The 4,631-nt window shown below is 41.1% G+C and carries 9 protein-coding genes; 3 read left to right on the plus strand and 6 right to left on the minus strand.

Features of this window, described 5'->3' with window-relative positions; translation table 11 throughout:
• The 4 genes from AACQ83_RS23280 to AACQ83_RS23295 form a co-directional block, all read right to left on the minus strand.
• Positions 1-274, minus strand: a 274-nt coding sequence (locus AACQ83_RS23280) for a structural protein (RefSeq protein ID WP_112879784.1), incomplete at its 3' end; no start/stop codon positions are given.
• Positions 271-597: a phage holin, lambda family gene (locus AACQ83_RS23285; RefSeq protein ID WP_112879788.1), complete on the minus strand. Its 327-nt coding sequence runs from the start codon at positions 595-597 to the stop codon at positions 271-273. The genes AACQ83_RS23285 and AACQ83_RS23280, both read right to left, overlap by 4 nt.
• A 146-nt stretch (positions 598-743) precedes the next feature.
• Entirely contained in the window at positions 744-1,253 is a 510-nt protein-coding gene (locus tag AACQ83_RS23290) for a hypothetical protein (protein WP_112879785.1), read from the minus strand.
• Between the two features lie 15 nt (positions 1,254-1,268).
• Positions 1,269-2,405, minus strand: a complete 1,137-nt coding sequence (locus tag AACQ83_RS23295; protein WP_112879786.1) for a hypothetical protein — start codon at positions 2,403-2,405, stop codon at positions 1,269-1,271.
• 205 nt (positions 2,406-2,610) lie between these two features.
• Between AACQ83_RS23295 and AACQ83_RS23300 the strand changes: the two genes are divergently transcribed.
• Positions 2,611-2,844 (plus strand): hypothetical protein, encoded by a 234-nt coding sequence (locus tag AACQ83_RS23300; protein WP_036847822.1) that lies wholly within the window; start codon positions 2,611-2,613, stop codon positions 2,842-2,844.
• Here the strand turns inward: AACQ83_RS23300 and AACQ83_RS23305 are convergent.
• Positions 2,810-3,139: a hypothetical protein gene (locus AACQ83_RS23305; RefSeq protein ID WP_112879787.1), complete on the minus strand. Its 330-nt coding sequence runs from the start codon at positions 3,137-3,139 to the stop codon at positions 2,810-2,812. The genes AACQ83_RS23300 and AACQ83_RS23305 overlap by 35 nt on opposite strands.
• Positions 3,140-3,294: 155 nt before the next feature.
• On the opposite strand from AACQ83_RS23305, the gene AACQ83_RS23310 reads away from it, so the two are divergent.
• Together AACQ83_RS23310 and AACQ83_RS23315 are read left to right on the plus strand one after the other, a co-directional pair.
• Positions 3,295-3,555: a type II toxin-antitoxin system RelE family toxin gene (locus AACQ83_RS23310; protein WP_036807218.1), complete on the plus strand. Its 261-nt coding sequence runs from the start codon at positions 3,295-3,297 to the stop codon at positions 3,553-3,555.
• A 65-nt stretch (positions 3,556-3,620) separates the two neighbouring features.
• Entirely contained in the window at positions 3,621-3,980 is a 360-nt protein-coding gene (locus AACQ83_RS23315) for a helix-turn-helix domain-containing protein (protein WP_046396441.1), read from the plus strand.
• 217 nt (positions 3,981-4,197) lie between these two features.
• Here AACQ83_RS23315 and AACQ83_RS23320 read toward each other — a convergent pair.
• A partial coding sequence (locus AACQ83_RS23320; protein ID WP_275658151.1) for an antitermination protein Q occupies positions 4,198-4,631 on the minus strand: 434 nt, incomplete at its 5' end.

A 4,631-nucleotide genomic window follows, 5' to 3' on the forward strand; every position in this document is an offset into this window, starting at 1 on the left:
GGGTAACTCCCGTGTCTTTACATACGTGATTAATATAGGCATCGGTATTATTTTCTATCTTTGGCGCCCATCGTGAAATAATGCCGTTTATTGTGTTGATCCCGTATTTACGATGGTAATTCTGAATTACTTTTATCATTGCCCGGATACCATATTCAGGACTGACAAACTGGCAAAAAGATTTATCAGTACGCTGTGATGCAGGGATCAAGCCTTGCCAGTCATCACCCCAACGGATATTACCGGGGTTATTGTTTCGAATACCTCTGCTCATTCTTTTATTCCTGCTTTACGATTCAAGGTCCCGCGCATCAACTGGCCGAAAAAATCGGTACCGAGATAACCAATAATGACGCTGCCAATGTAAGCTAAGTCTGTGCTCAGATTTAAGAAGACGAGCAAGTCACGAATGAACCATGCAATCAAAGCGCACATCATTGCGTCAATAATTGTCTTCCAGAACTTACCGCCGTTATAGCGACCTCTGAGATAAGCCATTGTTGCAGCCAGTGCCGCACCTAAACCTTGTTCTTTGACTGATAGCAGCCATAGCCATAGCTGCACCCAGATGTCTGGTTGCTTGTCCATGAGTTTCATATCCACCCCCATAAAATGGGCGTCCGTGGGGGTGAGCTATGTTCGCCCCTGTGAGTTGTTGTTAATTAAGATGTCGCCCGCAATGCACTAGAGTCATTTAGATGGCAATATAAAGAAGGCTGGTTATTTATTTCCAGCCTTCTTGATTAAAGCTTGCTATTCAGTTCTTTTTCATTAAGAAATCTATGCAACTTATTAATAAATGATATATTTTTTCGTATCATTAAAAAGACACATCGTATTTGCATAAATATCATATATAAAATAAAGGACAATCCTGACAGCTTAATAATAAAGTAATTTTCCCTGTAGAATTCGCTACCTTTCAGCAATATTACCATAAGATAAAACAGGGCAATCCCTACCAAGACAAAAGCAGAGATAATTATTATAAGAATCATCCCTTCAACTTTTTTCGCCTCATTCTTGCTAGCGAAAAAATCTATCTTTTCATTCTTCATTAAACCAGCAATAGCGTTAGGGTATAAATAACCAATCCAGACCCCACTTATAGCAAAAACAATTGCTGATATATTTTGAAGAACAGAAATAATATCAGTCACATTGCTATATTTAACATGAGAGCAGACCACGTATGCTAATAATACACACACAGCTATTAGTAAAATCTGCGATAAGAACTTCCAAACACTCATTTCCTCCTCCTATCGCTATATCGCTGTAACTTTGCTATCCTCATTACTATCATTCCCGCTACTCGCTGCCTTAACTTCAAGCCCTTTAAGCAAATCGCTCCTCTTGACATTAATTAACTTGGCAAGCACAGACGCCGATATGTGTTTTCTATTTGTTGCGACGTAAGAAGCGGCGATTGTTTCTCGCAAAACATATTCATCTAACCACTTGGTTGGACTATTTTTACCGCCCTGTTTAAATCCTATATTATTCCAGCTTGAGCCACTAGAGTAACCTTCATCATAGAAATCGAATAGTTCATCAATTTGAGAGTCTGAAAGACTATCTTCTATCATTAATTCTATTTGTTTTTCACCACGTAATTTCGGTTTTTCATTTTTGTAACCTGGCACGCAATCCCATAGCTTTACCCACCACGCTCTTTTATCAGATACCACCGCACCAATGGTATCCCTTATTATTATATGTGTAATGCTATCTTTTAGCCTCTTAATCCCTTCCCTTCCTGCATTTTTCATATACTGATTATATTCAAATAAGAATCTGGCCCTGCTTTTGCCATCATCACTATCAAATGTTACTGTTTGATAGGAAAAACTCTTGCCCTTGTTATTCTCTTTCTTTACCTCAGAAAGTTTTCTTCCTGAACAAGTCATTCTGAAATTAACATAATCTTTCACATACCTTACAAACAGGTAAGTATCAGTGTTTGAATGAGGAAATTTAATTGATGCGAATTTATTTAAACCAGATATGAACCAATAATAACATGGCTTACCCCAGATATATTTCTTTCCATTCTTTCCATCAGATGGAAGCATAATTACATCGTCCGCAGATTCTGTAACACTGGAATCGGCCTCAACCCCTTGTATATTGCCATTTCCATCTTCTTCTGATTTCCAAAGAACAAAGAAATAATCACCAGTCTTAGAACATTTATATGCATTACGACAATACACTTTTTTACGTAAACGCTTGTCATCAACTAACGGAAGGGTATTTTCAATACTGTTATTATTTACCCAATTAACAAGATTATCGAAAACGCTCTCTGCGGAAAGTCCCTGAGGCTGCTCTTCATCACTGGATGAGTAAAACCCCATCTTTTTCACATCGAAAAATGTTACGTGCCCTAGCTCTTCTGACATTTAGAATCGGCTCCATGAGTAAATTATGTAACCTCATTCTATACAATGTGTATCTTGTTTCTAGCTGTATTTTTATACAGAAAAACAAAAAGGCCACGCCATGCGCAGCCTCCGTAATCAATTGAATTCGTTCCGATATGGGAATTCCCCTATCGGCTATGATTAAATCTCGACAAGTAACCATAGCTAACAGAAAGAGGAGCTAATGAGCAGAACAATTAATGAAGCCGTCCGCGAGCTGGAAATCAGCATCACAGCTACAGAGCGGATCGTGATTGCAATGTTACAACTGCTTTCACCCGTACAAAAAGATGCCCTGAAAGATATTCTCTTTTCAGAATGTCAAATAGCCTCTGAAATAATTCCTGCGGATAACGAACAATTAATCAAAAGAGAAAAACAAATCACTGAGAAGATTCACACTCTTTTGCAACTCTGAGCATAAGTTCCTGGCGTTTTTTCTCCTGTTCAATAAATCCCCCCCACTTGCCATTAGGGTGAGGGGTGTTTACTGCTTTCAAAAACGCTTCGCGATCACAATCTCTACTCTCATCTTTGCATTCGTCAGAAACGCTGCTATAGCGCTCCATTGCGGTAAACGCAGCGGCAACAGCTTCACCTACAAATACCGCGTCAAGATCACTCAGTCCATCAGGTACCATTTGCGACAGAATAGTAATAAGTGCCAATCGTGCCTGTTCTTGGGATTCTGGAGATAGTTTGTCAAAGTTCATACCCGACCTCTCGACGGTAATAAAGAAAAAGGCCACGCAATACGTAGCCCTGAAAATAATATCGTATTTTAATCGCATTTTATTGACAAAGTACGATTAAAATCGTATTATCTAATCATCCCAAGCGGATAGGCTCTTTAACAAATGAGGAAACGATGGTTACGGTTCAATGGACGAGGAAGGCACGAAAACAGTTGCTTTCAATCGATACCCGATACCGGAAAGCTATCAATGAGAAGGTTAACCAGCTTGAAACTTTCCCCGCAGTGACGCTGGACATCAAGAAGCTTCATGACCTTGATAACCAATACAGACTACGGGTTGGTGAATACAGGATAATCTTTGAAATCACTGACGGCGAGCCGGTTATCTGCTCGATAATGGCAGTCAAACGGAGAACATCGACAACGTACTAGGCGGGGCAACCCGCCATTTCCTCATTATTAAATTCACCGCGACTCTTGGCCACACGGATGAATACATGAAAATGCAATACATAAATGATGAAGCAGGAAAACCTCAATATGTTGTTCTGCCAGTAGCTGAATATGAAAAACTTCTCAGCACAAAGGAAGATTGGGAGGATGTGCCATACACGCCGTCAAAATATGATGATGTGACCGTGCCTAACGGCGTCGTGTCCATTATGGTTGATCAGGATGTTTCTATTCTGGCAGCCTGGCGCATCTATCGTGGGCTGTCTCAGCATGAAGTAGCTGAAAAACTCAACACGGCTCAATCAACCGTGTCTCAGTGGGAGGCTTCAGATCGACCACAGAAGCGCACACGAGAAAAACTGGCCGCGCTATACAACTGTACTCCAGAACAGCTAATTCCATAATCCAACGGCCCCGCTCAGGGGTCGTTTACTTTGGCTGAAAGACAAAAAAGCCATGCTATGCACAGCCATCTAGTTGTAAACCTTGAATTTGCTACTGGTAGAAATAGAAAAACCCGCTCATCGGCGGGCCTGAATATTCGTTAGTGAGCATAGCTACAATTCCCCACTATTTGGAGAGATTACGCCAAGTTTATGCAAAACGCAAGCCCTCTCTTTTTTATCGCGTTACTTTGCTAAATTCAGATGCTGCTCTGCTTTCCTCGATATCACATTTCGCCACCAGCTTTTCATAGAATGGCTTCCAGTTACGTGACCAGCTTGATTGGGTTAGTTCTGGCAAAAGAGCTTTAATTGCTGTGTATGCGACTGAGGATGGCACCCGACTATAACCGCGCCCCGTACAACGCTCACAGATTTTAATTACTGGCGCACCAGCGGCTTTCGTTGCTTCACGGTCAACCACTTTACCGGTACCGTTACAACGGCAACGACTGGATATAACCCCTTTACCACCGCAAGGAGAACAAAGTTCATCTACACGCTCCGTTTCTACGCGTTGCTCTATCACATCCTTATACCCTGCATATTTAATCACATCACGCTGAACGGATATTAACCCGCGTCCATTGCAATGTGAGCATGTGCTGGTTG

It is taken from the genome of Photorhabdus sp. S10-54, assembly GCF_963878145.1.
Classification (GTDB): domain Bacteria; phylum Pseudomonadota; class Gammaproteobacteria; order Enterobacterales; family Enterobacteriaceae; genus Photorhabdus; species Photorhabdus kayaii.